25 protein-coding genes are annotated in these 26,322 nt (G+C 71.3%); 17 read left to right on the forward strand and 8 right to left on the reverse strand.

Annotation, left to right across the window (positions count from 1 at the left end; genetic code table 11):
- Nucleotides 1-8: 8 nt before the first annotated feature.
- Nucleotides 9-1,151, reverse strand: a complete 1,143-nt coding sequence (locus EAO72_RS28400) for an NADH-quinone oxidoreductase subunit D (protein ID WP_148020008.1) — start codon at nt 1,149-1,151, stop codon at nt 9-11.
- Nucleotides 1,152-1,207: 56 nt separating this feature from the next.
- Nucleotides 1,208-2,200, reverse strand: coding sequence for an SAM-dependent methyltransferase (locus tag EAO72_RS28405; protein WP_148020009.1), 993 nt, complete (start codon nt 2,198-2,200; stop codon nt 1,208-1,210).
- 96 nt (nt 2,201-2,296) lie between these two features.
- Here EAO72_RS28405 and EAO72_RS28410 point away from each other — a divergent pair, with 96 nt between their 5' ends.
- The 3 genes from EAO72_RS28410 to EAO72_RS28420 all read left to right on the forward strand — a co-directional run bounded on the left by EAO72_RS28410 (nt 2,297) and on the right by EAO72_RS28420 (nt 4,938).
- A complete protein-coding gene (locus tag EAO72_RS28410; RefSeq protein WP_148020010.1) occupies nt 2,297-3,511 on the forward strand; it encodes a sensor histidine kinase in 1,215 nt (404 codons plus the stop codon).
- 140 nt (nt 3,512-3,651) lie between these two features.
- Complete coding sequence (locus tag EAO72_RS28415) at nt 3,652-4,326, forward strand: response regulator (protein WP_148020011.1); 675 nt, start codon at nt 3,652-3,654, stop codon at nt 4,324-4,326.
- A 3-nt stretch (nt 4,327-4,329) separates the two neighbouring features.
- Entirely contained in the window at nt 4,330-4,938 is a 609-nt protein-coding gene (locus EAO72_RS28420) for an AAA family ATPase (RefSeq protein ID WP_148020012.1), read from the forward strand.
- 18 nt (nt 4,939-4,956) lie between these two features.
- On the opposite strand, the gene EAO72_RS28425 is transcribed toward EAO72_RS28420, so the two are convergent.
- Both EAO72_RS28425 and EAO72_RS28430 read right to left on the reverse strand, forming a co-directional pair.
- On the reverse strand, nt 4,957-6,075 hold the full coding sequence (locus tag EAO72_RS28425; RefSeq protein WP_148020013.1) for a DUF5937 family protein: 1,119 nt from the start codon (nt 6,073-6,075) through the stop codon (nt 4,957-4,959).
- A gap of 101 nt (nt 6,076-6,176) precedes the next feature.
- Entirely contained in the window at nt 6,177-7,394 is a 1,218-nt protein-coding gene (locus tag EAO72_RS28430; protein WP_148020014.1) for a threonine aldolase family protein, read from the reverse strand.
- Nucleotides 7,395-7,578: 184 nt separating this feature from the next.
- Here EAO72_RS28430 and EAO72_RS28435 point away from each other — a divergent pair, with 184 nt between their 5' ends.
- From EAO72_RS28435 to EAO72_RS28480, 10 genes are all read left to right on the forward strand, one after another.
- Nucleotides 7,579-8,535, forward strand: a complete 957-nt coding sequence (locus EAO72_RS28435) for a Rossmann-like and DUF2520 domain-containing protein (RefSeq protein ID WP_410090512.1) — start codon at nt 7,579-7,581, stop codon at nt 8,533-8,535.
- Nucleotides 8,532-9,548 (forward strand): pantoate--beta-alanine ligase, encoded by a 1,017-nt coding sequence (gene panC, locus EAO72_RS28440; RefSeq protein WP_148020016.1) that lies wholly within the window; start codon nt 8,532-8,534, stop codon nt 9,546-9,548. The genes EAO72_RS28435 and panC overlap by 4 nt, the downstream gene beginning before the upstream one ends.
- Nucleotides 9,545-11,281 (forward strand): L-aspartate oxidase, encoded by a 1,737-nt coding sequence (locus EAO72_RS28445; protein ID WP_148020017.1) that lies wholly within the window; start codon nt 9,545-9,547, stop codon nt 11,279-11,281. The genes panC and EAO72_RS28445 overlap by 4 nt, the downstream gene beginning before the upstream one ends.
- Nucleotides 11,282-11,283: 2 nt before the next feature.
- The gene (gene nadC, locus EAO72_RS28450) at nt 11,284-12,327 is read left to right on the forward strand and encodes a carboxylating nicotinate-nucleotide diphosphorylase (RefSeq protein WP_148020018.1); all 1,044 of its coding nucleotides are present in this window, start codon (nt 11,284-11,286) and stop codon (nt 12,325-12,327) included.
- Nucleotides 12,327-13,124: a type III pantothenate kinase gene (locus tag EAO72_RS28455; protein ID WP_148020019.1), complete on the forward strand. Its 798-nt coding sequence runs from the start codon at nt 12,327-12,329 to the stop codon at nt 13,122-13,124. The genes nadC and EAO72_RS28455 overlap by 1 nt, the downstream gene beginning before the upstream one ends.
- 138 nt (nt 13,125-13,262) lie before the next feature.
- On the forward strand, nt 13,263-13,838 hold the full coding sequence (locus EAO72_RS28460; RefSeq protein WP_148022090.1) for a hypothetical protein: 576 nt from the start codon (nt 13,263-13,265) through the stop codon (nt 13,836-13,838).
- Nucleotides 13,839-13,883: 45 nt separating this feature from the next.
- Nucleotides 13,884-14,063 (forward strand): hypothetical protein, encoded by a 180-nt coding sequence (locus EAO72_RS28465; RefSeq protein WP_148020020.1) that lies wholly within the window; start codon nt 13,884-13,886, stop codon nt 14,061-14,063.
- 112 nt (nt 14,064-14,175) lie between these two features.
- The gene (locus tag EAO72_RS28470; RefSeq protein ID WP_148020021.1) at nt 14,176-14,685 is read left to right on the forward strand and encodes a BlaI/MecI/CopY family transcriptional regulator; all 510 of its coding nucleotides are present in this window, start codon (nt 14,176-14,178) and stop codon (nt 14,683-14,685) included.
- A gap of 63 nt (nt 14,686-14,748) precedes the next feature.
- On the forward strand, nt 14,749-15,252 hold the full coding sequence (locus EAO72_RS28475) for an amino-acid N-acetyltransferase (RefSeq protein ID WP_148020022.1): 504 nt from the start codon (nt 14,749-14,751) through the stop codon (nt 15,250-15,252).
- A gap of 145 nt (nt 15,253-15,397) precedes the next feature.
- On the forward strand, nt 15,398-15,733 hold the full coding sequence (locus tag EAO72_RS28480) for a histone-like nucleoid-structuring protein Lsr2 (RefSeq protein ID WP_148020023.1): 336 nt from the start codon (nt 15,398-15,400) through the stop codon (nt 15,731-15,733).
- On the opposite strand, the gene EAO72_RS28485 is transcribed toward EAO72_RS28480, so the two are convergent.
- Nucleotides 15,712-16,332: an SCO3374 family protein gene (locus EAO72_RS28485; RefSeq protein WP_148020024.1), complete on the reverse strand. Its 621-nt coding sequence runs from the start codon at nt 16,330-16,332 to the stop codon at nt 15,712-15,714. The genes EAO72_RS28480 and EAO72_RS28485 overlap by 22 nt on opposite strands.
- A gap of 442 nt (nt 16,333-16,774) precedes the next feature.
- On the opposite strand from EAO72_RS28485, the gene EAO72_RS28495 reads away from it, so the two are divergent.
- From EAO72_RS28495 to EAO72_RS28505, 3 genes are all read left to right on the forward strand, one after another.
- The gene (locus EAO72_RS28495) at nt 16,775-19,303 is read left to right on the forward strand and encodes an ATP-dependent Clp protease ATP-binding subunit (RefSeq protein WP_148020025.1); all 2,529 of its coding nucleotides are present in this window, start codon (nt 16,775-16,777) and stop codon (nt 19,301-19,303) included.
- A gap of 220 nt (nt 19,304-19,523) precedes the next feature.
- Complete coding sequence (locus tag EAO72_RS28500; RefSeq protein WP_148020026.1) at nt 19,524-20,711, forward strand: outer membrane protein assembly factor BamB family protein; 1,188 nt, start codon at nt 19,524-19,526, stop codon at nt 20,709-20,711.
- A gap of 416 nt (nt 20,712-21,127) precedes the next feature.
- Complete coding sequence (locus EAO72_RS28505) at nt 21,128-21,862, forward strand: M23 family metallopeptidase (RefSeq protein WP_148020027.1); 735 nt, start codon at nt 21,128-21,130, stop codon at nt 21,860-21,862.
- A gap of 15 nt (nt 21,863-21,877) precedes the next feature.
- Here EAO72_RS28505 and EAO72_RS28510 read toward each other — a convergent pair whose 3' ends face one another.
- A complete protein-coding gene (locus tag EAO72_RS28510; RefSeq protein WP_148020028.1) occupies nt 21,878-22,462 on the reverse strand; it encodes a TetR/AcrR family transcriptional regulator in 585 nt (194 codons plus the stop codon).
- A gap of 126 nt (nt 22,463-22,588) precedes the next feature.
- On the opposite strand from EAO72_RS28510, the gene EAO72_RS28515 reads away from it, so the two are divergent.
- Nucleotides 22,589-24,166: an MDR family MFS transporter gene (locus EAO72_RS28515; RefSeq protein WP_148020029.1), complete on the forward strand. Its 1,578-nt coding sequence runs from the start codon at nt 22,589-22,591 to the stop codon at nt 24,164-24,166.
- A 72-nt stretch (nt 24,167-24,238) separates the two neighbouring features.
- On the opposite strand, the gene cseC is transcribed toward EAO72_RS28515, so the two are convergent.
- Both cseC and cseB read right to left on the reverse strand, forming a co-directional pair.
- On the reverse strand, nt 24,239-25,615 hold the full coding sequence (cseC, locus tag EAO72_RS28520) for a two-component system sensor histidine kinase CseC (RefSeq protein ID WP_148020030.1): 1,377 nt from the start codon (nt 25,613-25,615) through the stop codon (nt 24,239-24,241).
- The gene (cseB, locus tag EAO72_RS28525; protein ID WP_148020031.1) at nt 25,612-26,316 is read right to left on the reverse strand and encodes a two-component system response regulator CseB; all 705 of its coding nucleotides are present in this window, start codon (nt 26,314-26,316) and stop codon (nt 25,612-25,614) included. The genes cseC and cseB overlap by 4 nt, the downstream gene beginning before the upstream one ends.
- Nucleotides 26,317-26,322 lie beyond the last annotated feature (6 nt).

Genomic DNA, 26,322 nt, shown 5'->3' on the forward strand with positions numbered 1-26,322 from the left:
GCCGGCGGCTACTTGTCGATGTCGCCGACGACGAAGAACAGCGAACCGAGGATCGCCACCATGTCGGCGACGAGCGTGCCCGGCAGCAGTTCGGTGAGCGCCTGGATGTTGTTGAACGAGGCGGAGCGCAGCTTCAGCCGGTACGGGGTCTTCTCGCCCTTGGACACCAGGTAGTAGCCGTTGACGCCGAGCGGGTTCTCGGTCCAGGCGTAGGTGTGGCCCTCGGGGGCCTTCAGCACCTTGGGCAGCCGCTGGTTGATCGGACCGGGCGCCAGGTCCGCCATCCGGTCCAGACAGGCGTCCGCCAGGTCCAGCGCGTTGTGCGTCTGCTCCAGCAGGCACTCGAACCGGGCGAGGCAGTCGCCCTCGGTACGCGTGACGACCTTCAGGGTGTCCCGGAGCTCCCCGTACGCCAGATACGGCTCGTCGCGCCGCAGGTCGAAGTCGACGCCCGAGGCGCGGGCGATCGGCCCGGACACCCCGTAGGCGTGCACCGCCCGATCCGACAGGACGCCCACTCCACGGGTACGGCCTCGGAAGATCTCGTTGCCGAGCACCAGCTTGTCGTAGACGTCCATCCGGGAACGGACCGAAGCGACGGCGTCCCGGGCGCGCCCGAGCCAGCCCGCCGGAAGGTCCTCCTTGAGGCCGCCGACCCGGTTGAACATGTAGTGCATCCGGCCGCCGGAGACCTCCTCCATCACGGCCTGGAGCTCCTCGCGCTCCCGGAACGCGTAGAACACCGGCGTGATCCCGCCGAGTTCCAGCGGGTACGAGCCCAGGAACATCAGGTGGTTGAGGACCCGGTTCAGCTCGGCGAGCAGGGTGCGGGTCCACACCGCGCGCTCCGGGACCTCCATGCCGAGCATCCGCTCGACGGCCATCACGACGCCCAGTTCGTTGGAGAACGCCGACAGCCAGTCGTGGCGGTTGGCGAGCATCACGATCTGCCGGTAGTCGCGGGCCTCGAAGAGCTTCTCCGCGCCGCGGTGCATGTAGCCGATGACCGGTTCGGCGTGCTGGATGCGTTCGCCGTCCAGGACGATGCGCAGACGGAGCACGCCGTGGGTGGAGGGGTGCTGGGGGCCGATGTTGAGCACCATGTCGGTGCTTTCCGCTGCGCCGCCGATGCCGACTGTCGTCTCCGTCATGGGGCACAGTATTGCCTGCGGCCCGTCTTCCCGGGGCTCCGCCCCGGACCCGCTCCTCAATCGCCGGCGGGGCTGAGTGGGCCCACCCGTTGCGTCAGCCAGCCGAAGTCGCCCAGTCCGCCCCGGGCCGTGAGTTCCGCGGCTTCGCCCGCCGAGGCCAGCGCCCGTACGTAACCCGCCGGATCGCTCGACGCGAGCGACAGCGGAGGGCGTTCGCCCGTGACGCCCAGCTGCCGCAACGCCTCGCGCTGCGTGCGGATCTCCGCGCCCGGCCCGCCCGCCGCCGCGCACGCGTCCAGGGCGACGTGCGCGGTGAGGTCGCAGCTGCCGTCCGGCACCGGCGGCACCTCGCGCCCCGCCCGGAACCCGGTCAGCGTGCCGAACGGCGGCCGCCGCTCCCGTACGTGCATGTAGTCCACCGCCACCGCGAGCCCGCCGGACAGGGTGGCCACCGCACCCGCCCACGCCTCGTCGCGCGGGCGGCCGATCTCGGCCCTGCTGCCCGGCCCCGCCGACGGCCACCAGCGGCGCAGCCACTGCGCGTCCGCCCCGCTCACCGGGTCGCCCAGCCGCTCCGCACCGTCCGCCGTCCGCACCAGGACGTACCGCTCGGTGCCGTCCGGGTCGCTCTCGGCCACCGGCAGCGGCACGTTGTCCAGCCACTCGTTGGCGAACAGCAGCCCGCGCGCCCCCTGCGGCGGCTTCGCGCACCACTCGATCCGTGGGTCCAGGCCGGGCGGCCGGGCGGCGAGCTCCACTGCGTACGCCCGTACCGTGAGGCCGTTCCCGCCCTCGGCCGGGAGCGCGGCGAGCACTCCCGTCAACAGCTCTCCGCGTCCCGCCCCCATATCCACCAGGTCCACGGACGCGGTCCGCAGTTCCCCGGCCGTCCTGACCAGCAGCCGGGCGACGGCCGCGGCGAACAGCGGGGAGGCGTGCACCGAGGTGCGGAAATGCCCCGCGGGCCCCTCCGGGCTCCGGTAGAACCCCCCGTCCCCGTACAAAGCGGTCTCGGCCGCCTCCTGCCACCCACGCCACTCATCCGTCACGTTCCCAAGTCTCCACCTTGGGGAGTACGGTCTCCGGACCCGGATCGGCCCTTCGGCTGACCCGTGCCCCCCTCGCCCTTCCCTACGCTGGGTTACGTGCAGCGCCTCTACGACTTCATCCGCAGACACCCGACGGGCGTCGACAGCTTCTGGGCTGTCTTCCTCCTCGGGATCTCCGGCATGACGATCGTGGTCGGCGACGTCGGGCACGGCGGACGCGCGGAGCGCATCGCCATCGTGCCGGTCGTCATCGGTCTCTGCGTCGTCGTGGCGCTGCGCCGGCGCGCACCCGAGAAGATGCTGCTGCTCGCCATCGCGATGGGCGTGGCCCAGCTGGCGTTCGGGGTCAGACCGACCGTCGCGAACTTCGCCATGCTGGTGATCACCTTCACCGTGGCCACCGTCGGCGAACGCTGGGCCTCCCGGCTCGCCCTGGCGTGCAGCCTGTGCGCGGCCGCGCTCTCCCAGCTCCGCTGGCCGGAGCGGGAGGACATGCCGCGCAGCTGGGCGGAGTCGGTCTTCGTCGTCGTCGTGATGACGGTGCCGTTCGTGCTGGCCTGGGTGCTCGGCGACTCGATGCGGACGCGGCGGGCCTACTTCGACCAGCTGGAGGAGCGTGCCGCCCGGCTGGAGCGGGAGCGCGAGGCGCAGTCGAAGGTCGCGGTGGCGGCCGAGCGGGCCCGTATCGCCCGCGAGCTCCACGACGTCGTCGCGCACAACGTCTCGGTGATGGTGGTGCAGGCGGACGGTGCCGCCTATGTGATGGACGCGGCCCCCGACCAGGCCCGGCAGGCGCTGGAGACGATCTCCAGCACCGGTCGGCAGGCGCTCGCGGAGATGCGCCGGCTGCTGGGCGTGCTGCGCACGGGCGACGCCCCGGAGTCGGGGGAGTACGTCCCGCAGCCCGACGTCGAGCAGATCGAGGATCTGATCGAGCAGGTCAGAGCGGCCGGTCTGGCCGTCGACTTCAGGATCGAGGGCACCCCGCGCTCGCTGCCCAGCGGAGTCGAGCTGACGGCGTACCGCATCGTGCAGGAGGCGCTGACCAACACCCGCAAGCACGGCGGTCCGAACGCCGGGGCCAGCGTGCGGCTGGTCTACTTCGACGACGGGCTCGGCCTGCTGGTGGAGGACGACGGCCGGGGCGCGGCGCACGAACTGTACGAGGACGGCGGCGCCGACGGGGCGGGCCACGGCATGATCGGTATGCGCGAACGGGTCGGCATGGTCGGCGGCACACTGGATGCCGGACCGCGCCCCGGCGGCGGATTCCGGATCAGCGCGCTGCTGCCGCTCAAGGCCGCGAACTAGGGTCTTTCGGTAAGACAGCCGGTTCAGATGTGCGTGCCGGGACCCGCGAGCCCGGCGTGGTGCAAACGAAAGGCCCCAGGGACCGGGCCGGTTTTCCGAGCCACCGACCGACCGCAGGACGAACAGGAGACAGGGACCCCATGGCGATCCGCGTGATGCTCGTCGACGACCAGGCGCTGCTGCGTACCGGCTTCCGGATGGTGCTCGCCGCGCAGCCGGACATGGAGGTCGTCGCCGAGGCGGGCGACGGCGCGGAGGCGATCGAGAACCTCCGCGCGACCGCCGTCGACGTGGTGCTCATGGACGTGCGGATGCCCCGGCTGGACGGGGTCGAGGCCACCCGCCGCATCTGCGCGCAGCCCGATGCGCCCAAGGTGCTCATCCTGACGACGTTCGACCTCGACGAGTACGCCTTCTCGGGGCTGAAGGCAGGCGCCAGCGGCTTCATGCTGAAGGACGTACCGCCCGGCGAACTGCTCGCCGCGATCCGTTCCGTGCACAGCGGCGACGCCGTCGTCGCCCCGTCCACCACCCGCCGGCTGCTCGACCGCTTCTCGCCGATGCTGCCCAGCAGTACGGCCGAGCCGCAGCACAAGGACGTCGCCAAGCTCACCGAGCGCGAACGCGAGGTGATGCTGTTGGTCGCCCAGGGCCTGTCGAACGGCGAGATCGCGGGGCGGCTGGTGCTCTCCGAGGCGACCGTGAAGACACATGTCGGCCGGATCCTGACCAAGCTGGGTCTGCGCGACCGGGTGCAGGTCGTGGTCCTCGCCTACGAGACCGGGCTGGTGCGCGCCGGGGGCGGGGCCGGCTGACCGATGGGCGCGCTCCTGTGGATCAACGGCCCGTTCGGCGGCGGCAAGACACAGACGGCGTACGAGCTCCGGCGGCGGCTGCCCGGAAGCGTGGTCTGCGATCCGGAACACGTCGGCTTCGGACTGCACCGGACGCTGCCGCCCGCGCTGCGCGGCGACTTCCAGGATCTGCCGGCCTGGCGGCGGGGCGTGCACGACATGCTCGCTCTCGCCCTGGACGGGCATCCCGGCACGGTCATCGCCCCGATGACCCTGGTCGAGCCCGGCTACTTCGCGGAGATCGTCGGACGGCTGCGCGAGGACGGGCGGACGGTGCATCACTTCTCCCTGCTCGCCGAGCGCGAGACGGTACTGGGGCGGCTGCGCGAACGCGGCCTGGGACGGGGCCTGAAGCGCGAGAGCTTCGCCGTCGCGAAGCTGGACCACTGCCTGGAGCGGCTCGCAGCCCCGGAGTTCGCCGAGCACATCCGTACCGACCGGCTGACGGTCCCCCAGGTCGCCGACCGGATCGCCGCGTCGGCGGGCCTCACCCTGCTGCCGGACACGGACGGCGCGCTGCGGCACCGGGTGCGCCGGGCCTGGACGGGGATCCGGCACATCCGGTTCGACTGAGAGGGCGCCGCCGGGCGCTCAGCGCAGGATCCCCTCCAGAAAGTCGCTGCCGAGCCGCGCCACCACGGTCAGGTCCAGCTGGTGCAGTACGTACCGGCCGCGGCGCCGCGTCGTGACCAGGCCCGCCTTCTTGAGGACGGTGAGATGGCGGGAGACCTCGGGGGCGGTAATGCCGTTCGTGTCGGCGAGCTCGCCGGTCGTGTAGGGCGAGCGGGCGATGTTGCGGCACAGCCGCATCCGCAGCGGGTGGGCCAGGGCCTCCATCCGGAGCTGGAGCAGTTCCACCGAGGCGGGCGAGGGCAGCTCGGGCCGGTGGACGGGGTAGTGGATCACCGGCCGCCAGCCGGGGGCGTGCAGCACCATCAGATGCGGCCAGCCGAGGCTGGTCGGGATGAGGGTGAGGCCGGGGCCGACGGCGGGGTCGGTGGCCTCGGTCGAGCCCTCGGTCAGCTTGTCGACGCTGATCCGTGCACCGTCCTCGCCGACGGAGAGGGCGGGCGAGACGGCCCGTACGGCCTCGGCGATCCCCTTGCGCCGCAGCAGATCCGTCTTGTGCCGTGCGTCGGCCGCCAGCGGGACCCGCACCCGCTGCCAGGTGTCCGCGAAGAACGCCTGGTCGCAGTCCTCGAACAGACGCCGGATCCAGCGGCGTACCGGGGCGGGGTCGGCCAGCAGCCGCTGGGTGAACTCCACCTGCTGCGGGCCGCGCGCCGCCGCCATCTCCAGGGCCCGGGCCCGCATGCCGGGGTCGTGGAGCGGGGAGGCCGCGCCGGTCCCGTACAGGTTGGCGCAGGTGAACTCCAGGGCCGCGGACACGAACCGCTCGTCGTCCAGCCGGTCCAGGATGTCCAGGTCCTCGGCGAGGCCGGCGCCGGTCCTGCCGTTGCCGCCGAGGACGCCGGCGAACGGCATGAAGATGTCCGAGAACGTGTTCCGCCACAGGAAGTCCGCCTCATGCAGCCGGTCGGCCAGGTCCGGTTCCAGGGACGTGGTGGTGGCCGTCGCCCAGCCGTGCAGTCCGGGGTGGTGCCCCGGCTCGGAGAGCGCGTGCAGGGCGACCCCCAGCTCGACGAGGGGCGAGGTCTCGAAGACGACGTGCCGGGGGTCGAGGCCCGCGATGCCGATGGTTACGCTCACCCGTCCATGGTGCGTGGTGAGCGGGACGGCCCGGGCCCCGATTGACGGCCGGCGTCAATCGGGGGCCCGCCGGGCCCCGGCTCACCGCAGCCGGCTCCGCCTCACCGCTGCCGCGCCACCCGCTCCAGGAACTCCGCCGCCGCCGCCCGGACGTCGGCCGCCGTCCACTCCAGCCCCGCCTCCGCCACCGTGACCTCGGTGAACGACACCCCGGGCGGGCCCGCGGCAGCCGGATGCCACAGGCGGAAGAGGGCCACGCCCGTCTCCTCCGCCTGGCGCAGCGACGCCTCCTCCAGCACATCCGCCGGGTAGGGCAGCCAGACCTGGAACTGGTGGGTGTGCGGGGGTTCCGGATGCACCCGGAACCACCCGGCACCGGCCTCCGTGAACGCCTCGGACAGCGCCGCCGCGACCACCCTCGCCTGGGCCACGTACGACGGCAGCTTCGGCAGCTCCCGGTCCAGGCCGATCAGCGCGGCGAGCGCCGCCGGGAACTGCTGGAAGAGCTGGCCGCCGTACCGGTGCCGCCAGGTGCGGGCCTCCTCGATCAGCGAGGCGGAGCCGGCGAGCGCCGCCCCGGAGATCCCGCCGAGGGTCTTGTAGAACGACACGTACACACTGTCGGCGAGCGCCGCGATCTCCGGCAGTTCCCGCCCGAAGTGGGCCGCGCACTCCCAGAGCCGCGCCCCGTCGAAGTGCACCACCGCGTCGCGCTCGCGGGCCGCCGCGACCACGGCCTCCAGCTCCTCCCACGTGGGCAGGACGAAGCCCGCGTCGCGCAGCGGCAGCTCCAGCATCAGGGTGCCGAACGGCTCTCCGAAGTCGCGGACCTCGTCCGCCGTGGGCAGCCGGGGCTCGTGCGTCGGGTGGACCGTACGCAGCCCGCTGACCGCGGACAGGGCCCCGCGCTCGTGCACCTCGGGGTGGGCGAGCGGGTGCAGGGCCACCGTCGGGTTGCCGGTCCGCCCGGCCCAGCAGCGCAGCGCGACCTGCTGCGCCATCGTCCCGGTCGGGAAGAACGCGGCGTCCTCGGTGCCCAGCAGTGCGGCGATCCGCCGCTCCAGCTCGGCGACGACACCGTTGCCGTAGATGTCGGCGGGCCGGTCGAGATCGGTGACCGTGGCCGCGCCCGCGGTCAGCGCCGCCAACTGCTCGCCGAGCGGGCGGTCCACCGGCGACCGTGACAGGAGCCTTCGGGCCTCCCGCCATGCGGCGATGCGGCGCAGCCGCCGCGGGTCGGGCTCCTCGTCCCCGTATCCGCGGGGGGTCTGCGGGCCGTCCGTGGCCTCGTCGCGCACCTGCTCGTCTGTGTCTGCCATGGGACGATCATCACGCAGAAGGCTGCCCCTGCCCACAGGATATGGACGCCGGTGCCACCGCGGCCGGGACTGTCCACAGCCTGTGGACAGCCGAGGGCCCGGGCGATGTGCTGGCGTAGCATGCAGAGGAATCGTCCGGTACCCCCCGCGGACTGGAACGGAAGGCCACCGCCGCGTGAATGCAATGACCCCCCAGGAGCCCCTCGACGCGAGGGACCGCCCCGCCAGGCTCACCGTCGGCGTCGTGGGCGCGGGCCGCGTCGGCCCCGCTCTCGCCGCCTCCCTGGCGCTCGCCGGGCACCGCCCCGTCGCCGTGTCGGGCGTCTCCGACGCCTCGGTGCGCCGCGCCGCCACCCTGCTTCCCGATGTCCCGCTGGTACCGCCCGCCGAGGTCCTCGCGCGCGCGGAGCTGGTCCTGCTGACGGTGCCCGACGACGCCCTGCCGGGGCTGGTCGAGGGCCTCGCCGAGACCGGCGCGGTCCGCCCGGGCCAGCTGATCGTCCACACCTCGGGGCGGTACGGCACGAAGGTGCTGGACCCCGCGCTGCGGGCCGGAGCCCTGCCGCTGGCCCTGCATCCGGCGATGACGTTCACCGGCACGTCCGTGGACGTGCAGCGGCTGGCCGGCTGCTCCTTCGGGGTCACCGCGCCCGAGCAGCTGCGGCTCGCCGCCGAGGCGCTGGTCATCGAGATGGGCGGCGAACCCGAATGGATCGACGAGGAGTCCCGCCCGCTCTACCACGCGGCCCTCGCCCTCGGCGCGAACCACCTGGTCACCCTGGTCGCCCAGTCGATGGAGCTGCTGCGCACGGCCGGTGTCTCCGCGCCCGACCGGATGCTCGGCCCGCTGCTCGGCGCCGCCCTCGACAACGCCCTGCGCTCCGGGGACGCCGCCCTGACCGGCCCGGTCGCCCGCGGCGACGCGGGCACGGTCGCCGCGCACATCCACGAGCTGCGCACCCACGCCCCGCAGACGGTGGCCGGTTACGTCGCGATGGCCCGCGCCACCGCGGACCGCGCGCTCTCCCACGGCATGCTCAAGCCGGAGTCGGCCGAGGACCTGCTCGACGTCCTGGCCGACGGCTCGGGCGCTACGGGCACCCCCGGCAGCGCCGGAACCGGACCGGAGGACTCCCGATGACCGCATCCGCCGCCACGCTGCTGCGTACCGCCGCCGAACTGGCGGGATACGCCCCCGACGGGGACCGGGCCGAGCGTGCCGTCGTCATGACGATGGGCGCCCTGCACGAGGGCCACGCCTCCCTGATCCAAACCGCGCGTGCGGTTGTCGGACCGGGCGGCCAGGTCGTCGTCACCGTCTTCGTCAACCCGCTCCAGTTCGGTGAGAGCGCCGACCTGGACCGCTACCCGCGCACCCTGGACGCCGATCTCGCCGTGGCCGGCGCGGCCGGCGCCGACGTGGTCTTCGCGCCGTCCGTCGACGAGGTGTACCCCGGCGGTGAACCCCAGGTCCGGATCTCCGCGGGCCCGATGGGCGAGCGGCTCGAAGGCGCCTCCCGCCCCGGACACTTCGACGGCATGCTCACGGTCGTCGCCAAGCTGCTCCATCTGACCCGCCCCGATGTCGCGTTCTTCGGGCAGAAGGACGCGCAGCAGCTGGCGCTGATCCGCCGCATGGTGCGCGATCTGAACTTCCCGGTGGAGATCGTGGGCGTGGAGACGGCCCGGGAGGCCGACGGTCTCGCGCTCTCCAGCCGCAACCGCTTCCTCGACACGCATGAGCGCCGCACCGCGCTCGCGCTGTCCCGGGCCCTGTTCGCGGCCCGTGACCGGCTCGCCGCCCAGCAGGCGCTGCACGCCCGCGCCCAGACGACGGGCGCGACGGAGAACCGGGCCGCCGGACTCAGCCGGCTCGGCGAGGCGCGGCTCGCGGCCGACGCCCAGGCCGTGGCCCGGGCCAGGCCGGACGGGGGCCCCGCCGCCGTGCGCGCGGCGGCCCGCGCGATCCTGGACGACGCGGCGGCCGAGCAGCCCCCGCTCGCCCTCGACTACCTGGCGCTGGTGGACCCGGCGGACTTCACCGAGATCCCCGACGACCGCACCGCGGGCGACGCGATCCTCGCCGTCGCCGCGCGGGTGGGCACCACCCGCCTCATCGACAACATCCCGCTGACCTTCGGAGCCACCGCGTGACCGGAATACGGCTGACCGCCCCCGCCCCTGGCTGGTCCATCGACGCCGACGTCGTGGTGGTCGGCTCCGGCGTGGCCGGCCTCACCACCGCGCTGCGCTGCGCCGCCGCGGGCCTCGCCACCGTCGTCGTCACCAAGGCCCGCCTCGACGACGGATCCACCCGCTGGGCGCAGGGCGGCGTGGCCGCCGCCCTGGGTGAGGGCGACACCCCGGAACAGCACCTGGACGACACCCTGGTCGCCGGCGCGGGCCTGTGCGACGAGGCGGCGGTCCGCACCCTCGTCACCGAGGGCCCCGACGCCGTACGCCGGCTGATCGGCACCGGCGCCCACTTCGACACGGCGGACGACGGCACCATCGCGCTGGGCCGCGAGGGCGGCCACCACCGCCGCCGCATCGCCCACGCGGGCGGCGACGCGACGGGCGCGGAGATCTCCCGCGCCCTGGTCGAAGCGGTCCGCGAGGCGGCCCTGCACACCGTCGAGAACGCCCTCGTGCTCGACCTGCTCACCGACGCCGAAGGCCGTACCGCGGGCGTCACCCTGCACGTCATGGGTGAGGGTCAGCACGACGGGGTCGGCGCGGTCAACGCCCCCGCGGTCGTCCTCGCCACCGGCGGCATGGGCCAGGTCTTCTCCGCCACCACCAACCCGCCGGTCGCCACCGGCGACGGCGTGGCACTCGCGCTGCGGGCGGGCGCGGAGGTCTCGGACCTCGAATTCGTCCAGTTCCACCCCACGGTCCTCTTCCTCGGCGCCGGTGCCGAGGGCCAGCAGCCGCTCGTCTCGGAAGCGGTACGGGGCGAGGGCGCCCATCTCGTCGACGCCCACGGCACGCGCTTCATGCTCGGGCAGCACGAGCTGGCGGAGCTGGCGCCGCGCGACATCGTCGCCAAGGCCATCACCCGCCAGATGCAGCTGCACGGCACCGAGCACATGTACCTCGACGCCCGCCACTTCGGCGCCGAGATGTGGGAGCAGCACTTCCCGACCATCCTGGCGGCCTGCCGGACCCATGGCATCGACCCGGTCACCGAGCCGATCCCGATCGCACCGGCCGCGCACCACGCCTCCGGCGGCGTCCGCACCGACCTGCGGGGACGTACGACCGTGCCCGGTCTGTACGCCTGCGGCGAGGTCGCCTGCACCGGGGTGCACGGCGCGAACCGGCTGGCGTCCAACTCGCTCCTGGAAGGCCTCGTCTTCGCCGAACGCATCGCGGCCGACATCGTCGCCGACCGGCCCCGGTCCGCGGCCGCCACGGTCGCCGACCGCCCCGCGCCCTCCCCGCTGCTGCCGCCCGAGGCCCGGAGCACCATCCAGCGGATCATGACCCGCGGCGCCGGCGTCGTGCGGTCCGCCGACAGCCTCGCCAGGGCCGCCGAGGAGCTGGAGGACCTGCACCGCAGCGCGTTCCTGAAGGCCGGGGCCGCCGAGCCCAAGGACGCGGTGCCCGGGGTCGAGGCCTGGGAGGTCACCAACCTGCTCCTCGTCTCCCGGGTCCTGGTCGCCGCCGCCCGGCAGCGCGAGGAGACCCGCGGCTGCCACTGGCGCGAGGACCGGCCCGAGCGCGACGACGAGAACTGGCGCCGCCACCTCGTCGTGAAGCTCACCCCGGACCGGCAGCTCGTCCTCCGTCGGACGGATACCGAGGCGTTCGGGCCCGTACAGCCGTCCGGGGCAGCAGACTGCGCAGCAACGAGCACCACCCACCCCACTCCCGAGGAGCCGTAACCGTGAGCACGCCCGAAGAGAATCCGCGCCCCACACCCGTGGACGTACCGCTGATCCAGATCGGCGCGCCCGCATCCGCCGCGGGCGGCTGCGGTGACGGCTGCGGCTGCGGCGGGGAGGACGGCTACGACCTGGACGCCCTGGAGTGCGGCCTGGACCCGGCGCTCGCGCAGCTCCTCGCCGACGCGGGGCTGGACCCGGTCACCGTCGAGGACGTCGCGCACGTCGCCATCGAGGAGGACCTCGACGGCGGGGTGGACGTCACGACCGTCGCCACGGTCCCCGAGGACGCGGTGGCCACCGGCGACTTCACCGCCCGTGAGGCGGGCGTCGTGGCCGGTCTGCGGGTCGCCGAGGCCGTTCTCTCCATCGTCTGTACGGACGAGTTCGAGGTCGAGCGGCATGTCGAGGACGGCGACCGCGTCGTCCCCGGCCAGAAGCTGCTGACCGTCACCACCCGCACCCGTGACCTGCTCACCGGCGAGCGCAGCGCGCTCAACCTGCTGTGCCGGCTCTCCGGCATCGCCACCGCCACCCGCGCCTGGGCCGATGTCCTGGAGGGCACGAAGGCCCAGGTCCGCGACACCCGCAAGACGACTCCTGGGCTGCGCGCCCTGGAGAAGTACGCGGTGCGCTGCGGCGGCGGCGTCAACCACCGCATGTCGCTGTCCGACGCCGCACTGGTCAAGGACAACCACGTGATCGCGGCGGGCGGCGTCGCCGAGGCGTTCAAGCGGGTCAGGGAGGAGTTCCCGGACCTCGCGATCGAGGTCGAGGTCGACACGATGCAGCAGGTCACCGAGGTCCTGGACGCCGGTGCCGATCTGATCCTGCTGGACAACTTCACCCCGTCGCAGACCGCCGAAGCGGTCGCGCTCGTCGGCGGCCGCGCGGTCCTGGAGTCCTCGGGCCGGCTGACCCTGGACTCCGCCCGCGCCTACGCGGAGGCCGGTGTGGACTACCTGGCCGTCGGCGCGCTGACCCACTCCTCGCCGATCCTCGACATCGGCCTGGACTTCCGCGACACCGACGGGGCCGGCGTCTGATGCTGCTCACCATCGACGTCGGCAACACCCACACGGTCCTCGGGCTGTTCGACGGTGAGGAGATCGTCGAGCACTGGCGCATCTCCACCGACGCCCGCCGCACCGCGGACGAGCTCGCGGTGCTGCTCCAGGGCCTGATGGGCATGCACCCGCTGCTCGGCATGGAGCTGGGCGACGGCATCGAGGGCATCGCGATCTGCTCCACCGTCCCGGCCGTCCTGCACGAGCTGCGCGAGGTGACCCGCCGCTACTACGGCGACGTCCCCGCCGTCCTCGTCGAGCCGGGCATCAAGACCGGTGTGCCGATCCTGATGGACAACCCGAAGGAGGTCGGCGCGGACCGCATCATCAACGCGGTCGCCGCCGTCGACCTGTACGGCGGTCCGGCGATCGTCGTCGACTTCGGCACCGCCACCACCTTCGACGCGGTCTCCGCCCGCGGCGAGTACACCGGCGGCGTCATCGCGCCCGGCATCGAGATCTCGGTCGAGGCGCTCGGCGTCAAGGGCGCCCAGCTGCGCAAGATCGAGCTGGCCCGGCCGCGCAGCGTGATCGGGAAGAACACCGTCGAGGCCATGCAGGCGGGCATCATCTATGGCTTCGCCGGCCAGGTCGACGGTGTCGTCGGACGCATGAAGAAGGAGCTGGCCGCCGACCCCGACGACGTCACCGTCATCGCGACGGGCGGCCTTGCTCCGATGGTGTTGGGCGAGTCCTCCGTCATCGACGAGCACGAGCCCTGGCTCACGCTCATCGGGCTGCGCCTGGTGTACGAGCGCAATGTGGCGCGCCTGTAGCGACGCGGCCCTGACCGGGAGGTTCCCGGCGCGGTGGCTCACCGGAGCCGCCGCGCCGCCGACGGCCAGTTAAACGGATTTTGTCCATTTAGCACGTATTGTCGCGCTATGCCCACGCCCTACGGATCACGCGGCGGTATGGCGTTCAGCGCGGACGAGCTGCGAGTGCTCCGCCGTGCCCTCGCCATCGCCCTCCACCCCGCGCCCCTGCCCGACGAGGACGTCCAGGACTGCCTGCGGCTAGCGGGCGCCGTCGACGAGGCGGTCGGTGAGGCCGGACGGCTGCGCGCCTTCCTCCTCGCCGACCTCGTCCGCTACCGCAACGCCCTCCCCGGCTCCCTCAGCGGCTATCTGGAGCGCCTCCAGGACGCACTGGCCGCCGGATACGACCCCCGCCCCGAGGATCTCGCCGCGCTGCGCGCCCTGCGCGGCGGGCCGGCCGCCGCGGCGCTCCTGGAGCGCTGTCAGGTGCTCGCCGAGCGTTCGGTGCGGGCCCGTCTCGCCGGACGCGCGGTCCCCGCCACGGCACCCGCGCCGCGCAGCCGGCTCCTCGCGCTGCCCGGCGGACGTGCCGCGGAGCCCGAGAAGCCGAAGGCCCCGGCGGCCCCGGCCCGTCCGGCCGCGCCGTCCGAGCGCCCGGCGCCCAAGCCCTCCGAGGTCTTCCCGCCCCGCCGCCGCCCCGTCCCGCCGCCGCAGCAACGCGCCGCGGGGTAGGGCCCTGCATCGGGGGCGGTGGCCGGGCTCGCTACTCTGGACGCCATGGACTACGTATCCGCGCTTGTGCCCCCCGTGGTGATGGCCGCCTTCTTCATCGGCCTGGTCGTGACGATCGTCAAGAGCCAGGGCGGGCCGAACAAGGCCAAGGAGGACGCGGCCGTGGACGCCGCGATCAGCCGCGCGGAATCGGCGCAGCGCACGCCGCGTACCGACGGGGTCTGACCTCCCGGCACGCGCACCACGCATACGAAGGGCGTACGGCTCCCAGGAGCCGTACGCCCTTTTGCTGTGTAAATAACCGTCCATTCCAGACATCTGGCACTAAGGTGACGCTGTGCCCCGCCAATTGGGAGAGCTGGAAGACGCCGTGATGACGCGGGTCTGGCAATGGAACCGACCGGTAACCGTACGGGAAGTCCTTGAGGACCTTCAGCAGGAGCGGTCCATCGCCTACACCACCGTCATGACGGTTATGGACAATCTCCATCAGAAGGGCTGGGTCCGCCGGGAAGTGGACGGCCGCGCATATCGATATACGGCGGTCTCCACGCGTGCCGCGTACTCGGCCGCACTGATGAACGAAGCCTGGTCGCAGAGCGACAACCCCGCCGCCGCACTGGTCGCGTTCTTCGGCATGATGTCGGCCGAGCAGCAGGATGCCCTCAGGGACGCCATGCGGATCGTTCTGCCCACACTTCCCGCGGGTTCCGTTCCGGCGACCGGCGAACGCGCCGGTGAAGAGGGCGGCGAAGGTGCCGGTGAAGGCACTGGTGAAGACGCCGGGGGCGGATCCGGTGAAGGTGCCGAAGCAGCCGATGACACGGAGCCGGACGCCGGGCGATAGCGTCGGGGTATGTCCTCAGAGCTTCCGCATACCGATTTCCAGACCGCTCAGTCGGTTATAAACATGGCCATCACCGTCCGCCGTGCGAGGACGAGCGATGTGGCCGCGGTCCGGCGTCTCCTCGACGGCTACGTACGAGAAGGCATCCTGCTCGACAAAGCGACGGTCACGCTTTACGAGGACATCCAGGAGTTCTGGATCGCCGAACGCGACGAGGACGCCCGGGTCATCGGCTGCGGCGCACTGCATGTGATGTGGGAAGACCTGGCCGAAGTGCGTACTCTCGCCGTCGATCACAGCATCAAGGGCGCAGGAGTCGGACATCAAGTACTGGACAAGCTGTTGCAGACCGCCCGTTGGCTGGGCGTGCGACGGGTTTTCTGCCTCACCTTCGAAGTCGACTTCTTCGCGAAGCACGGCTTCGTGGAGATCGGGGAGACGCCGGTCGACGGAGATGTCTACAGCGAGCTGCTGCGTTCCTATGACGAGGGAGTCGCGGAGTTCCTCGGTCTCGAACGAGTGAAGCCGAACACCTTGGGCAACAGCCGGATGCTTCTGCACCTGTGACCGTCGCAAGAAGACCGATCCCTATGTCCGAATCGCGCACGTTTCCCGTCCCGTTGCGCTCCTGAACCTCTCCCGGGGGTTTGTGTTTTCCGGTGAAAAGCGGTTTCCTTTCCGCGTACTCCATTTTCGATGAAAGGAAATCCCGGTGGCACAGAAGGTTCAGGTCCTTCTTGTTGACGACCTCGACGGTGGCGAGGCGGACGAGACCGTGACGTTCGCTCTCGATGGCAAGACGTACGAGATTGACCTCACCACGAGCAACGCGGACAAGCTCCGGTCTCTTCTGGAGCCGTACGCGAAGAGCGGCCGGCGTACCGGTGGCCGTGCGGCGTCCGGTCGTGGCAAGGGCCGCGCCGTTCCCGGCGGCAACAAGGACACCGCGGAGATCCGTAAGTGGGCGCGCGAGAACGGCCACAGCGTGAATGACCGCGGCCGTGTTCCCGCGGAGATCCGTGAGGCTTACGAGAAGGCCAACGGCTGAGCAGCCGAATTTTTGGGGGGCAACCCCGTCCGGGCACGCGCCAGCCGTGCCCGGTGGCATTCCGTCGCCACGGCGTCCACGAGCCGGATGAGATCGGGAGCATCCCCACCCCTGCTCCCGAAGCCGGAGAGGGCCGGGAACACCGGCTCCCCCTCCTGCCCGTGCGGTGGGCCGGGGGGCCGCAGCCATACGGCGGCCCCCGGCGAACCCGGCCGGCCCGGCGGCGGCGGCGCGGTGATCCGCCCGCCCACACCGAGGGCGGTCAGGTCGAGGGCGACCCCGCCCCACTCCAGCCAGTCGAGCAGCCCCGGCAGCTCGTCGGCGCTCCCCGGCGCCACCAGCAGACTCATCCGCCGGCCCGCCAGCGCCACAGGGCCGGTGGCGCCCACCCGCTCCAGCGCGGCACGACCGGCGGCCGCCGGGACGACGAGCGCGTCGAACCGCAGCCCGGTCAGCAGCCTCACCGGCGCACTGCCGGCCGTCGCCCAGCCGAGCTCCTGCTCGTACCACCGGGCACACGCGCCCCGTGACACACCGTCGGCGCGACTGTTCCGCTCCGCGGGGAGCGCCGTGCGGGGAGGCGGGACGGTGGGAGTCATGACGGAAGAACTCCCGAGCCGCGCCAAGAGTTACGCAGAGTCCTTGATCGAACGCGTACTGTGTCCGGGTTGGGGGCGTACGGGCGCATTCGGGAGTACGAATATGTTCGCCCGTAGCGGAGGGAACCCGCGTACGCCGCATGGACTGTCTGTAATTGCGGGTAAGACATCCCTAGTGGGGAGGGGCGACACGCAAGCCACGGACGTCTCACGTTCGCCATCGGCGTACAGGCGATAGGGGTATCTGCCTGGCCTGCGGGAACATCGTCTCGCACCATCGGGTTGGAGCAGTTGTCGGCGTTCGGGGCAGGAGATCCCCCCGGGAAGCAGGGCCGGGTGTCGGCAGTCGAAATGAGCGGTCCCCGCTTGCGGGACTAAGCTGCGGAAGGACAGGGAGGGGACCGACCCCTTACTGCCTGACCGCTCTGAGGAGCGATTAACGATGTTCGAGAGGTTCACCGACCGCGCGCGGCGGGTTGTCGTCCTGGCTCAGGAAGAAGCCCGGATGCTCAACCACAACTACATCGGCACCGAGCACATCCTCCTGGGCCTGATCCATGAGGGTGAGGGTGTCGCCGCTAAGGCCCTGGAGAGCCTCGGGATTTCGCTCGAGGCGGTCCGCCAGCAGGTGGAGGAGATCATCGGTCAGGGCCAGCAGGCCCCGTCCGGTCACATCCCCTTCACGCCCCGAGCCAAGAAGGTCCTGGAGCTGTCGCTCCGCGAGGCCCTTCAGCTCGGCCACAACTACATCGGCACCGAGCACATCCTGCTCGGCCTGATCCGCGAGGGCGAGGGCGTCGCCGCCCAGGTCCTCGTGAAGCTGGGCGCCGACCTGAACCGGGTGCGCCAGCAGGTCATCCAGCTGCTGTCCGGCTACTCGGGCGGCAAGGAGGCGGCCACAGCGGGCGGCCCCGCGGAGGGCACGCCCTCCACGTCGCTGGTGCTCGACCAGTTCGGCCGGAACCTCACCCAGGCCGCTCGTGAATCCAAGCTCGACCCGGTCATCGGGCGCGAGAAGGAGATCGAGCGGGTCATGCAGGTGCTGTCCCGCCGTACGAAGAACAACCCGGTCCTCATCGGCGAGCCCGGCGTCGGCAAGACGGCGGTCGTCGAGGGCCTGGCGCAGGCCATCGTCAAGGGCGAGGTGCCCGAGACCCTCAAGGACAAGCACCTCTACACCCTCGACCTCGGTGCGCTGGTCGCCGGCTCCCGCTACCGCGGTGACTTCGAGGAGCGCCTGAAGAAGGTCCTCAAGGAGATCCGCACCCGCGGCGACATCATCCTGTTCATCGACGAGCTCCACACCCTCGTGGGTGCGGGCGCCGCCGAGGGCGCGATCGACGCGGCGAGCATCCTCAAGCCCATGCTGGCGCGAGGCGAGCTCCAGACCATCGGCGCCACCACGCTCGACGAGTACCGCAAGCACCTGGAGAAGGACGCCGCTCTCGAGCGACGCTTCCAGCCCATCCAGGTCGCGGAGCCGTCGCTGCCGCACACCATCGAGATCCTCAAGGGTCTGCGCGACCGCTACGAGGCCCACCACCGCGTGTCCATCACGGACGAGGCGCTGGTCCAGGCCGCGACGCTGGCCGACCGCTACATCTCGGACCGCTTCCTGCCGGACAAGGCGATCGACCTGATCGACGAGGCCGGATCCCGGATGCGCATCCGCCGGATGACCGCGCCGCCGGACCTCCGCGAGTTCGACGAGAAGATCGCGGGCGTGCGTCGCGACAAGGAGTCGGCCATCGACTCCCAGGACTTCGAGAAGGCGGCGTCTCTCCGTGACAAGGAGAAGCAGCTGCTGGCGGCGAAGGCCAAGCGCGAGAAGGAGTGGAAGGCCGGCGACATGGACGTCGTGGCCGAGGTCGACGGCGAGCTCATCGCCGAGGTCCTCGCCACCGCCACGGGCATCCCGGTCTTCAAGCTGACGGAGGAGGAGTCCTCCCGTCTGCTGCGCATGGAGGACGAGCTCCACAAGCGCGTCATCGGCCAGAAGGACGCCATCAAGGCCCTCTCGCAGGCGATCCGCCGTACGCGAGCCGGTCTGAAGGACCCGAAGCGCCCCGGTGGCTCGTTCATCTTCGCCGGTCCGTCCGGTGTCGGTAAGACCGAGCTGTCCAAGACGCTCGCCGAGTTCCTCTTCGGTGACGAGGACGCGCTGATCGCCCTCGACATGTCGGAGTTCAGCGAGAAGCACACGGTCTCGCGGCTCTTCGGCTCTCCCCCCGGCTACGTCGGGTACGAGGAGGGTGGCCAGCTCACCGAGAAGGTGCGCCGCAAGCCGTTCTCCGTCGTCCTGTTCGACGAGGTCGAGAAGGCCCACCCCGACATCTTCAACTCCCTGCTCCAGATCCTGGAGGACGGTCGCCTGACCGACTCCCAGGGCCGGGTCGTGGACTTCAAGAACACGGTCATCATCATGACGACCAACCTCGGGACCCGGGACATCTCCAAGGGCTTCAACCTGGGCTTCGCCGCCCAGGGCGACGTCAAGACGAACTACGAGCGGATGAAGACGAAGGTCAACGAAGAGCTCAAGCAGCACTTCCGGCCCGAGTTCCTCAACCGTGTCGACGACACGGTCGTCTTCCACCAGCTCACCGAGGAAGACATCATCCAGATCGTCGACCTCATGCTCGCCAAGGTGGACGAGCGCCTGCGGGACCGCGACATGGGCATCGAGCTGAGCCCGGCCGCCAAGTCCCTGCTGGCGAAGAAGGGCTACGACCCCGTGATGGGCGCCCGGCCGCTGCGCCGGACGATCCAGCGCGAGATCGAGGACATCCTCTCCGAGAAGATCCTCTTCGGTGAGCTGCGCCCCGGTCACATCGTGGTCGTCGGCACCGAGGGCGAGGGTGACGAGCAGAAGTTCACCTTCCGCGGCGAGGAGAAGTCGGCTCTGCCCGACGTCCCCCCGATCGAGCAGGCGGCAGGCGGCGCCGGCCCGAACATGACGAAGGAAGCGTGAGCGGCGCCTAGCGCCCGAGCGCACGAAGAGGCGGCCCCGACCGGTTTCACACCGGTTCGGGGCCGCCTCTTTGCTGTTGCGTACACAGTGACGGGCGTGTCACAGGGATGTCCCGGTCGGGTCCGGGCCGCGCGGGGGCGGAAAATCGCTGGCTAGTCTGGCCCGGCTCCGGACACGTCGTCCGGGTGCGGACGAGACAGCGAGGGGGCCGGAGCAGATCATGCGCAGACGCGATGTGTCACGCAGGCAGATGATGAAGGCGGCGGGAGCCGGGCTGGTGCTGCTGGGGGCCGGCGCATCGGCCTGCGGGCCGGAGGACGAGCCGGGCGCCGGCGGACCGGACGTGCCGAGGCCCAGTACGCCGAAGGCGGGGAGCAAGCCGAAGCCCTCCTGGCAGCACGCCTCGACGTTCGACGGACTGGCCTGGATCGACGCGATCGCGGTCGTGGGCAACGTCGTCCTGGTCTCGGGCGATCCGCTGGTGGCCCGCGACATATCCACGGGCAAGGAGATCTGGTCCCGCGCCGAGGTCACCACTCCGGGCGCCACCATGCTCGTCGGCGACGGGACGCTTTACCTCCAGAGCGCCCGCTACGACGGGAACATCGTCGGCCTGGACGCCGAGACGGGCAAGGACACCTGGCGCAGCCACATGGGGAAGCAGTACTCCCAGCCCCGGCCCATCGCCGTGGACACGAACCGCCTCTACGTCGTCGCGGGAATCCTGGACGAGGAGTTCAGGACGCCGGAGAACGTGATCGCCGCGATCGACACCACCTCGGGGAAGGTCCTCTGGCGCGAGAAGCGCGACAAGGGCACGGAGGAGAACGGCATCACCGCGCGGGTGGCCGGCCGGCGTCTCGTCTACACGGACTTCCGGGAGAACCTCACGGTGCGCGACACCGTGACCGGCCGCCAGATCTGGACGAAGAAGATCGGCCGGTCCAACAACCGCGGTTTCGTGGTCCACGACGGCCTCGCCATCCTCGCCAACGGGGAGCGGATGCGCGCCTACGACCTGGCGGACGGCAAGGAGCGCTGGTCCTTCAGGACCGAGGAGTTCAGCCGGTTCAACGACCCGGCGGTCCTGGACGGAGTCCTCTACGTCTCCGACAGCGCGCACGGCCTCTGGGCGGCCGACCCCGCGACCGGGAAGGCGCACTGGCACGACAAGGGCAGCCTGGACGTAGCCGCCCCCTGGCAGTTCGCGAAGGTGGGCGACGTCCTCTACGGGGCGACGGAGTTCGACAAGGACGGCGGCATCCACGCCTACGACCCCGGCAGCGGGAAGCTGCACTGGACGTACAACGACGGCAGCGGAGACCTCCAGCGGTGGTACCTGGCCGCGGGCGGCAACCAGCTGGTGGCTCTGCACGCGAAGAAGGTGACGGCGCTGCCCGTCGGGTAGCGCCGTCACCCCGGGCCGAAGGTCCCGAAACGGACAGCCCTTGGTCCCACCGCCGGTGACAAGGCGCACAGCCCTTTCGAGGCCTACTAGGCATGTTAGGAGGAAACGCCTTGATCGCGGGCGGGACCTTCGGCCCGGTGCGCGGCGGGCCCTTCGGGTATGGGGGGTGAACCGCCTGGAGGGCGGGCCGGTGTCCGGTATGGACGGTTTGGAACTGGGGTTAAACCTGTCCTGACGAAGACTTTCGGCAGCGGTCGAGGGGTGTGGAGCGGGCCCTGCGGCAGCGAATTCCCGGGCCTCCGGCTACGGCTTTTCTTCGTAGATGGGGGGTTTGAGTGCATCCGGGGGTGCGGGTTACCAAGGTATGGCCAGCCCGGCACGACGCCGGGTCCAGTCATCCCGGAGGTTTTCTGCTTATGTCGAAGCGCGTTACGTTCCAGACCCGCCGCCCGTCCGCTTCCCGTGTCCGTGGCGCCGTCGTGGCAGCCGGTCTGGGGACGTCGATGGTTCTCGGTGCGGGCGCTGCGTTCGCGGCCGGCACGGCGGGTACCACCGGTACGGCGAGCCTGGCGAGCGCGACCACCGCCGAGTCGGTCGCCCAGCAGGCGGCCGCGCAGGGCAAGGCGGCCGAGCACGCCGCGGCGAAGAAGGCCGAGGCGTCCAAGAAGAAGGCCGCCGCCGAGAAGAAGAAGGCGGCCGCGAAGAAGAAGGCCGCCGCCAAGAAGGCCAAGCTCGCCTGGGAGACCCCGGTCGACCACTACCAGCTGAGCGCCAGCTTCGGCAACGACGGCAGCCGCTGGTCGCACAAGCACTCCGGCCAGGACTTCGCCGTGCCGATCGGCACCAAGGTCGAGGCCGCGCACAGCGGCACCATCGTCAAGGCCGGCCCGAACGGCGGCGGCGACGGTCCCGCGTACGGCAACGCCATCGTGATCAAGCACAAGAACGGTACGTACTCGCAGTACGCGCACCTTTCGAAGATCCAGGTGCACATCGGTGAGCACGTGAAGAAGGGCGAGAAGATCGCTCTCTCCGGCAACACCGGCAACTCCAGCGGTCCGCACCTGCACTTCGAGATCCGGACCACCCCGAACTACGGCTCGGCGGTCAACCCGGTCAACTTCCTGCACCACCACGGCATCTCGGTCTGACCGGCCGGCACCCCGCTACCGGCCGGAATCCGGGCCGTGGGCCCGCGTGACCAGTTCGACGGCGACTTCGAGGGCGGCCTTCCGCTTGTCCTCGGGGTCGCCGTCGACGTCTTTCAGCGCGAGCATGCCGGCGTGCAGGGTGAAGAGCGCGCTGAAGCAGCGCACCTGGTCGGTGAGCGGTGCGTGGGGATCCTTGATCAGGTCCACGAGCGCCAGGACCCGGTCCTTGATCGTCACGCCGATGCTCAGGTCGCGCACGGTCGCCTGGTTCTCCTGCATGAAGCGGAAGAGCGGGGCGGCGCCCGCCAGCGCCTCGCTGTAGCGGCTGAGGATCTCCTTCTTCGTCTCCAGCGTGCGTGGCTGCGTCTCACCCCAGGTGATCAGCTCCTCGACGGGCCGGTTGAGGTCCTCGAAGATGCTGACCAGGATGTCTTCCTTGGTCTTGAAGTGGTAGTACAGCGCGGCCTTGGTGACGTCGAGGTGCTCGGCGATCTCGCGCAGTGAGGTCTTCTCGTAGCCCTGTTCGGCGAAGAGGTGCAGGGCGACGTCCTGGATGCGCTGGCGGGTGTTGCCCCGGCGCGGCTGCGGCGTGCTGCCCATGGTGCTCTCCCAAAAAAACTTACTTGACGCCCGGCTAGTTACGGCGCTACCTTCCCCCTAGTGTAGTCAACTAGCCGGGCGGCAAGTAAGGGCCCGGTGTACAGGGGAACCGGGGAGTTGGGGAACATGGCGGACCTGATGAAGGCGGCGGACGGGAAGGCGGAGGCACCGCCCGGACCGGCGGAGACACCCGCCCCGCAGCAGCGCAGTGTGCGGGTGGTGGTGCTCGCCCTGATGATCGCCATGCTGCTGGCCATGCTCGACAACCTGATCATCGGTACCGCCATGCCGACCATCGTCGGCAGTCTCGGCGGCCTGGAACACATGTCGTGGGTCGTCACCGCCTACACCCTGGCCACCGCCGCCTCCACCCCCATCTGGGGCAAGCTCGGCGACATGTACGGGCGCAAGGGCATCTTCCTCACGTCCATCGTGATCTTCCTGATCGGCTCGGTCCTCAGCGGAATGGCTCAGGACATGAGCCAGCTGATCGGCTTCCGGGCGGTTCAGGGGCTCGGCGCCGGCGGTCTGATGGTCGGTGTCATGGCGATCATCGGCGACCTCGTGCCGCCCCGCGAGCGCGGCAAGTACCAGGGCATGATGGCCGGCGTCATGGCGATCGCGATGATCGGCGGACCGCTGGTCGGCGGCACCATCACCGACCACCTCGGCTGGCGCTGGAGCTTCTACATCAACCTGCCGCTGGGCGCCGTCGCCCTGGCCATGATCGTCACCGTGCTGCACCTGCCCAAGCGGGAGCGCACCAGGGCGAAGGTCGACTACCTCGGCGCCGGACTGCTGACCGTCGGGATCACCGCGATCGTGCTGGTGACCACCTGGGGCGGTTCGGAGTACGACTGGAACTCCGGCGTCATCATGGAGCTCATCGCGATCGGCGTCGCCGCGATCGCCGGCTTCCTCTTCGTCGAGACCAAGGCCGCGGAACCGATCATCCCGCTGCACATCTTCCGCAACGCCAACTTCACGCTGATGTCCGTGGTCGGCTTCATGGCGGGCTTCGTGATGTTCGGCGCGGTGCTCTACCTGCCGCTGTTCCAGCAGTCCGTCCAGGGCGCGTCCGCGACCAACTCCGGACTGCTGCTCCTGCCGATGCTCCTGGCGATGATGATCGTCTCGCTGGTAGCCGGGCGGATCACCACCAGCAGCGGCCGGTACAAGATCTTCCCGATCGTGGGATCGATCCTGATGGTCACCGGGCTCTTCCTGCTCTCGACGATGGACACGGGCACCACCCGGTTCACCTCCGGCGTCTACATGGCGGTGCTCGGTGCGGGCATGGGCTTCCTGATGCAGATCACGATGCTCGTCGCCCAGAACAGCGTCGAGATGAAGGACATGGGCGTCGCCTCGTCCTCCACCACCCTGTTCCGTACGCTCGGCAGCTCCTTCGGTGTCGCCATCATGGGCGCGCTGTTCACCGGACGGGTGAGCGACGAGATGTCCGCCCGCGGCGGTGCGGGCGCCACCATGCACGCGGCCCAGCTGGACGCGGCGAGTCTGGCGAAGCTGCCGGTGCCGGTGCGCGAGGCGTACGAGTACGCGGTGGCGTCCGGCACGCACATCGCCTTCCTGGTCGGCGCCTCGGTCGGACTGGTCGCCCTGGTGGCGGCGCTGTTCGTCAAGGAGGTGCCGCTGCGGGGCGCGGGCCCGGAGAAGGCCGCTCCGGTGGCCGACGCGGTGTAGCCGTCCTCGTACGGGAAGGGCCGCGGGGCAGGCGCCCCGCGGCCTTTCCGTATCTCCGTGCGGAACGGCCGCTCATCGGTCGGAGCGGCTGCCGCGGCCGGCGGACTTCCTGCCACTGGGTTCCGGGCCGCGCTGCTCGCCCAGCTGGAGCATGGGGAAGCTGCCGGTGTCGGTGGGTGCGTGCTCGGGCAGCCACAGGACGGCGATCGCCCCGCCGGCGCCCTCGGCCGCGCCGTCGGGCGCCGCGTTGCGGAAGGTCAGCCGGGCGCCGAGCACCCGGGCCTGACCGGCCGCGATCGTCAGCCCCAGCCCGTGCCCGTGCCCGGCCCGGTCGGAGGATCCGGTACGGAACCGGCTCGGCCCCTCCCGCAGCAGCGCCGCCGGGAACCCGGGGCCGTGGTCGCGGACCCGCACCACCCGGCCCTCGACCGTCACCTCCACCGGGGTGGAGCCGTGCTTGGCGGCATTGCCCAGCAGATTGAACAGGATGCGCTCCAGCCGGCGCGGATCGGTGCTGACCCACGACTCGTGGACCACCTGGACCCGCACCTCGGGGTCCAGCAGCGCCACCCGGCGGCTCACGAACTCGCCCAGCGCGACCTGCTGCAGCTCGGCCCGCTCGGACGCGCTGTCCAGGCGGGCCACCTCCAGCACGTCCTCGACCAGCGTGCGCATCGCCTGCGCCCGGTCCCGTACGAGCTCCGTGGGGCGGCCCGGCGGCAGCAGCTCGGCGGCCGTCAGCAGACCCGTCACGGGGGTGCGCAGTTCGTGCGCGATGTCCGCGGTGACCCGGCGCTCCGCCTCGATCCGTTCGTTCAGCGCGTCCGTCAGGGCGTCCACCGCACCGGCCAGCTCATCGGTCTCGTCCCGCACGACCCCGCCGACGGCGTCCCCGACCCGTACATCGGTATGGCCCTGCGCGACCCTTCCGGCGGCGGCCGCCGCCTTGCGCAGCCGGCGCGAGAGCTGGCCGCCGATCAGCACGCCCAGCGCGGAGCCGCCGAAGACCACCGAGACCGAGCCGATGATCAGGGCCCGGTCGAGATCGCCCAGGATCGTGGTGGAGCGGTCGGCGAAACGCGTGTGCAGCGAGAGCACGTCGCCGCCGGGCAGCGGTACGGCCGCCCAGACGTCGGGCACTCCGCCGCCGTCCTCGACGTGCGTGGCGCGCCGGTTGCGCCGGGTCTCCTGGCGCAGGCTCTGCGGCATCGTCGGATCGTTGAGCTTCGCCCCGAAGCGGGGATCGGCCTTCTTCGTCTTCGTCGCCTCGTAGAGCAGCTGGGCGTAGTTCAGCCGCTCCAGCTGGACCTCGCGCGCGTTCTCCAGCATGGAGACCCGGGCGGCGTTGTGGACGACCAGGCTCAGCGCGACGGCGATCAGGGCGCCGACCGCCGCGATCGCGATGCTGATCTTCCAGCGGACGCCCGTCCGCAGGGCCGGGCGCCTCATGGCCTGAGCTTGTAGCCGAAGCCGCGGACCGTTTCGATCCGGTCCTGGCCGACCTTCGTCCGCAGCCGCTGGACATGGACGTCCACGACCCGGGTGTCGCCGCCCCAGCCGTAGTCCCAGACCCGCTCCAGCAGCTTGTCGCGGGAGAGGACGGTGCCGGGCGCGGACGAGAACTCCAGCAGCAGCCGCATCTCGGTGGGGGTCAGCCCCACCTGCTCGCCGCCCTTGCGCACCTCCATGCCCTCCGTGTCGACCTCCAGGTCACCGAAGACGAGCACGCCGCCCTCGGACCCCTCGGCCCTCTCGCCGCCGCCCGACCCGCTCCCGGCGGCATGGCCGAAGCGCCGGAGCACGGCCCGGATCCTGGCGACCAGGACCGCTCCGTCGAACGGCTTCGTGACGTAGTCGTCGGCGCCCGCCTCCAGGCCGAGCACCACGTCGATCGAGTCGGCCCGCGCCGACAGCATGATCACCGGAACCGTCGACTCGTCCCGGATACGCCGGCAGAGGCTGACCCCGTCCAGACCGGGGACCATCACATCGAGCAGCGCGATGTCGGGCCGGTTGCTCCGGAACGCTTCGAGGCCGAGGAGGCCGTCGGGCATCGCGGTGACCACGAAGCCGTCCCGCTCCAGCGCCAGCTGGGTGGCCTCGCGGATGACGTCGTCGTCCTCGACGAACAGGACATGGGTCTCGGCCATCGGACT

It is taken from the genome of Streptomyces sp. OR43, from assembly GCF_008042275.1.
GTDB lineage: Bacteria > Actinomycetota > Actinomycetes > Streptomycetales > Streptomycetaceae > Streptomyces.

Bases quoted from the DNA above. Each gene is read 5' to 3' on its own strand.
- EAO72_RS28400 (WP_148020008.1), bottom strand. From the start codon at position 1,151: ATGACGGAGACGACAGTCGGCATCGGCGGCGCAGCGGAAAGCACCGAC.
- EAO72_RS28415 (WP_148020011.1), top strand. From the start codon at position 3,652: ATGGCGATCCGCGTGATGCTCGTCGACGACCAGGCGCTGCTGCGTACC.
- EAO72_RS28420 (WP_148020012.1), top strand. From the start codon at position 4,330: ATGGGCGCGCTCCTGTGGATCAACGGCCCGTTCGGCGGCGGCAAGACA.
- EAO72_RS28430 (WP_148020014.1), bottom strand. From the start codon at position 7,394: ATGGCAGACACAGACGAGCAGGTGCGCGACGAGGCCACGGACGGCCCG.
- EAO72_RS28435 (WP_410090512.1), top strand. From the start codon at position 7,579: ATGACCCCCCAGGAGCCCCTCGACGCGAGGGACCGCCCCGCCAGGCTC.
- panC (WP_148020016.1), top strand. From the start codon at position 8,532: ATGACCGCATCCGCCGCCACGCTGCTGCGTACCGCCGCCGAACTGGCG.
- EAO72_RS28455 (WP_148020019.1), top strand. From the start codon at position 12,327: ATGCTGCTCACCATCGACGTCGGCAACACCCACACGGTCCTCGGGCTG.
- EAO72_RS28460 (WP_148022090.1), top strand. From the start codon at position 13,263: ATGGCGTTCAGCGCGGACGAGCTGCGAGTGCTCCGCCGTGCCCTCGCC.
- EAO72_RS28465 (WP_148020020.1), top strand. From the start codon at position 13,884: ATGGACTACGTATCCGCGCTTGTGCCCCCCGTGGTGATGGCCGCCTTC.
- EAO72_RS28475 (WP_148020022.1), top strand. From the start codon at position 14,749: ATGGCCATCACCGTCCGCCGTGCGAGGACGAGCGATGTGGCCGCGGTC.
- EAO72_RS28485 (WP_148020024.1), bottom strand. From the start codon at position 16,332: ATGACTCCCACCGTCCCGCCTCCCCGCACGGCGCTCCCCGCGGAGCGG.
- EAO72_RS28495 (WP_148020025.1), top strand. From the start codon at position 16,775: ATGTTCGAGAGGTTCACCGACCGCGCGCGGCGGGTTGTCGTCCTGGCT.
- EAO72_RS28500 (WP_148020026.1), top strand. From the start codon at position 19,524: ATGCGCAGACGCGATGTGTCACGCAGGCAGATGATGAAGGCGGCGGGA.
- EAO72_RS28505 (WP_148020027.1), top strand. From the start codon at position 21,128: ATGTCGAAGCGCGTTACGTTCCAGACCCGCCGCCCGTCCGCTTCCCGT.
- EAO72_RS28510 (WP_148020028.1), bottom strand. From the start codon at position 22,462: ATGGGCAGCACGCCGCAGCCGCGCCGGGGCAACACCCGCCAGCGCATC.
- EAO72_RS28515 (WP_148020029.1), top strand. From the start codon at position 22,589: ATGGCGGACCTGATGAAGGCGGCGGACGGGAAGGCGGAGGCACCGCCC.
- cseC (WP_148020030.1), bottom strand. From the start codon at position 25,615: ATGAGGCGCCCGGCCCTGCGGACGGGCGTCCGCTGGAAGATCAGCATC.
- cseB (WP_148020031.1), bottom strand. From the start codon at position 26,316: ATGGCCGAGACCCATGTCCTGTTCGTCGAGGACGACGACGTCATCCGC.